Below are 4,633 nucleotides of genomic sequence, written 5' to 3' on the forward strand. Positions count from 1 at the left end.
GATCATTGGATATTTTTGCGATTTTATTTTCTAGTATTATATTCCCATCTGTTGTTCCTAGTATAATTTTCCCATCTATTTCATTTATTGTAGATATGTATTTGTCATAATTTATAGTTTTTATATACTTCCCGCTTTCAAGACTATATTCTTTTATTTCTTTTCCCGATGTTAATAGCAATTTATTTCTACTTTCAGAAATAAAACCAATATTTATATTCCTCAGTTTATTATCAAATTTAAACAATTCTGATTTTTTTTGTAAATTATATAAATTTAAACTTACCATCCCATTTGCTGTTAATAAATAATTTTTCGAAATTGTTATAAAATTCCCTTTAAATAATTTTAATTTTTTCTCCTTCAAATTATATATTGTCGTATATGAATATATGTTCCCATTTATATTTTTATTTAATACCATTTTATTATTTGAAACAACATAAAAATTATTCCAATATATATTTTTTATTTTTATAAATTTTTTTAAATTTACATTTGTATTATTTTTTTCGTTATAATATGTAAAAAAATCCTCTATGTAATTAAAATTATTATTTTCAGATTCTAGCCATTGTATCCATCTAATCATATATGGCATTATATTATCTTTTAATTGTTTTTTATTCCATTTTTGTATGTTTATATAAAATTCTTTAAATCTATCTATTCCATAATTTTTAATAAAAAAACCTATAAATGATGCTCCAAATGTATATCCATTTTTCCAATTTAAAAATATTTTTTTATATAACTCATCATAATTCAGATTTCTATATTCTAAAGAATATTTAATCATATATTTAGCATAAAAGTGATATTTTGAACCCAAATCAAGATCATCATTAATATATTTGAACCAATTTGCAAGACCTTCTTTAAAAAAGGAAATTTCTCCTTTAAAAATATACGAATCAATAGCATGTACTATTTCATGTTTTAAATTAACCGGCATTGCAAAAATTACCTTATTATTCCAGAATCCACCAGTCTGATAATCAGATAAACCTATTACTTCTTTTCTTGTTTCAAATAAAATTACTTGAATTTTTTTATTAGTCATTGTTGATTTAAAAGTTCTTATTAAATTTTCTATTTCTTTCTGGTAATATGATGCGATTTCAATAATATAAGGAGCAAAATTAGCGTTTTTCTCAAAGTACAATTCCAGATTTTTAGTATTGAATTTCGCATAATTTTTGCTGGCATATTTATATGCCGAATTCACTTTTTTTTCATCTAGTTCAATGCAAAAACTTACAGTTATAGAAAATATAAAAATTAATAATAATATAATCTTTTTTATCATAAAAATATTTTCTCCTTTTTTAATATTTGACACACCTGCATCAATAAATGCAGGTGTATAGCTTGATTTTAACTTCAAAGACTATTTTTAGCAATCCCCGCTTACTGGGACGTATATATCTCCACCAGGATTTTCTGTTTCTTCAACTCTATCCAAACTACCTGGAGCACATGTAAATAAACATAGCATTCCACCATCTCCAGCCCCCGGATCACTTTCACATGGAGTTAAGTCAGATGAATCAGATAAAACTCCTGGTTCGTTTAAACTTATGATTTTAAATGCCATCTACATACCCCCTCATCATGATTATTACAATAAAGTTATTTTAATAAGTAACTTTACTGCTTATTTCCTTAGATAACAATACCATTGCCCATTCATATTCCAATTTTATAAGATCACAAAAATAATTTTTAAATTCTTTTGGATATGTCTTTTGAAGATCATTTTTTAAATGGCAACCGCCTCCACACAAATTTCTTGCCCAGCATTTATTGCATTTTTCACTTTCAATACCTACCATTATTTTATTGAACAGTTTATATGCTGATTTTATTATTTCATCATGTGTGTTTTTAAATATATTACCTATATAATATTTTTCATTTCCTGTTGCACGATGACACATATACAAATTTCCATCAGCAGAGAGCGAAACTTCTCTTACACCACCAAAACAGTTTATCACTAATTGATTTTTGTTTTTTATTCTATTTTTTCTAACATTTATTGAAGATAATATTATTCCAGAAATTGTTTTGTCTTCTCCGGAAATATATGATTCTATTTTTTTATTGTATTCTCTTAAATCTGGTAATAATGTATAATCTTCTGGAGCTACAAATGCACGAACAATATTTTTGAAATTATATTTAATCCAGAAATTATCAAAATCCTGATTAAATTTTGTTACTGTCATCCTTGTAATATATGGAATCTCATACTTTTCCAGCAATTTTATTCCTTCTATAGTTTTTTTAAAAGAATCCTCTTTATTTTTTAGAGGTCTTAACAAATTATGTTCTCTTTCATCTCCATCAATACTTATCATTACTTTAAAATCATATTTTTTCATAAATTTGGCTATTTTTTCATTTAATAATGTTCCATTTGTTGTTATATTGTAAGCAGGTTTTTGATCAAAATTTTTTTCTATATATTCAACAATTTTTTTTATAAGCTTAAAATTTAATAATGGTTCTCCACCAAAAAAAGAAATTGATAATTGCCCAAAATTATTATTATACAATTTTTCCAATGCTAATTTTACAGTTTCAAAGTTCATTAAAGAGGTATTACCATATGTGCCATTATCAGCAAAACAATAAATACATTTCATATTACATTTTTGAGCTATATTTAATACTAAAGCATTAAAGTTAATATTTTCATAAAACAAATTTTTTTTATCAATAGTATCAGTAATTTTTATTGAATTATTTTTGATAAACTCTTTTAATTCAAACGGTAAATTTATACTTTTTTCTTTATATTCTTTTAAAAAGTTATATGCATCTTCATCTAATTTATAACATGCTATACTTTCTGGGAAAAAAATAATTTTTTCATTTAACTTTTCAAATATGTGAAAATCAATATTATTTTTAATATTATCATCCCCTTTATTTTTTGTTCTGACATTAGAATAACTCAGTCGACTGAGAATATATAATTAAAAATATTTTCGAAATTTTTCTCACTTATAACATATGATTTATTTAATAATATTATGATTAAATATTGCGAATTTTATAACTTAATAATTCATAATAAAACTTTATGGATATATAATTTTTATATTAAGTTACATTTAACTAAAAATTATTATTTTCACTTATTTAATTCACAATAATTTTAGCAAAAAAAAAAAAAAGATGTCAACTATACTATGTAAAATTCAAGTAAAATTATAATAGTTTTTTATTTTCTAAAATTAAAAATTTTTACATAATTATTATATCACTCGATATATTTTTGCTGTTATTTTTTTATTTAATTTTGATGACTATAATCATAAATTTCTTTTATGATTTTTAATAATAAATGCCTTGGTTATTACTATGAAAATAAATTTTCTTACTCCAGGTTCATTTCAAAATTCATTCTTTCAGTTTTATATTTTACCATTTCTAACATGACTTGCAAGTATTTTTTCTAAAATAAATATCCGCTTTTTATCAATGTTTTAGAATTCGATTTTTGTTACATTTTAATTAATTTTCATTTTTTTAATTTTTGTTATTTTTTTGTAATAATTCTATACTGTGCTTCTTTTCTTTTTTTTAGATATTTCATATATCTATTTGGTCTTTTTTATATTTTAATTAAGCTAAAATTTCTTGTTTTTAAATTTTATATGAAACAAAATGATTAATTCTCTATAAAAGGATGATTAATTTTAAGATATTCTCAGGCAAGAGGTTATATTAAGAATGAAGATTATAATAAAGCATATGAGTTATTTATAGAAGGATATAATTTTGCAAAAGAATTTCCGTACTATGATGTGTAATGATTTAAATGGCGCTGCATGGTGGATAAGGAAGGTGGAGAAAAAAACTCATCACTGAGCTTTTAAAGAATGTGAAGAATTTTAAAGAAAAATTCATGATTTTGCCATTAAATATGGTCTTGGTCAAAAACGTATTGCTCTTGGTTATTACTCTTTTGAGGATGATGAAAGAATTTTGATTGATGAGATTATTGATAAATTCTTATAACAAAATCCCCGAAAACGGGGATTTTGTTAATTTGAGATTATGTGCAGTTATATCTTTTCAATTATATAATCATCAATATTCCTTTTTTCAGAATCAATGTTTATTCCTATTATATATATTTCTTTTCCTTTGTATTTTTCATAATATTTCTTTTCTTTTATCTGGTTTATTGCATCAATTGCACTTTTATCTACTTTTATTTCAAAAAGATATATCCTTTCATCAAAATCTATTACAAGGTCACTTCGTCCTAAGTTTGTTAATTCTTCTGCTTTTACGTCTATTCCTGCTGATGCTATTATTGTAAATATTAATGAATGATAATACTTTTCTTCTTTTTTGTGTAAGTTATACGGTATTGCACTTATTATTTTCTTTTTTTATGTATTCATCTTTTGTTTTTACTTTTTTATAGAATTCTCTTAAAAATGCTCTAAATTCTTCTGCTTTTTCTTTATTGTTTATATGCTCAAGTATTGGTGATTCATATTCGTCTATGAGTATTACTGTTTTTTCTTTGTATTTTTTACTTAATTCTGTTATTAAATGTCCAAATTTTGTTGGTAAATTATTTTTTATTGGTGAAATATCATATTCTCTA

General features: G+C 22.9%; 5 protein-coding genes. All 5 read right to left on the reverse strand.

Annotated elements, in window-relative coordinates; translation table 11 throughout:
• A partial coding sequence (locus tag XO12_RS10820) for a hypothetical protein (RefSeq protein WP_175420311.1) occupies positions 1–1,387 on the reverse strand: 1,387 nt, incomplete at its 3' end.
• A 9-nt stretch (positions 1,388–1,396) separates the two neighbouring features.
• A complete protein-coding gene (locus XO12_RS10825) occupies positions 1,397–1,597 on the reverse strand; it encodes a hypothetical protein (RefSeq protein ID WP_175420312.1) in 201 nt (66 codons plus the stop codon).
• 40 nt (positions 1,598–1,637) lie between these two features.
• Positions 1,638–2,711 (reverse strand): radical SAM protein, encoded by a 1,074-nt coding sequence (locus XO12_RS10830; RefSeq protein ID WP_303048816.1) that lies wholly within the window; start codon positions 2,709–2,711, stop codon positions 1,638–1,640.
• A gap of 1,368 nt (positions 2,712–4,079) precedes the next feature.
• A complete protein-coding gene (locus tag XO12_RS11415; RefSeq protein WP_368493440.1) occupies positions 4,080–4,403 on the reverse strand; it encodes a PD-(D/E)XK nuclease domain-containing protein in 324 nt (107 codons plus the stop codon).
• Positions 4,381–4,633 (reverse strand): AAA family ATPase (locus XO12_RS11420; protein ID WP_254867736.1); only part of this gene is annotated, 253 nt, incomplete at its 5' end. The genes XO12_RS11415 and XO12_RS11420, both read right to left, overlap by 23 nt.

Origin of the sequence: Marinitoga sp. 1154, from assembly GCF_013363285.1 — a bacterium.
Lineage (GTDB): Bacteria > Thermotogota > Thermotogae > Petrotogales > Petrotogaceae > Marinitoga.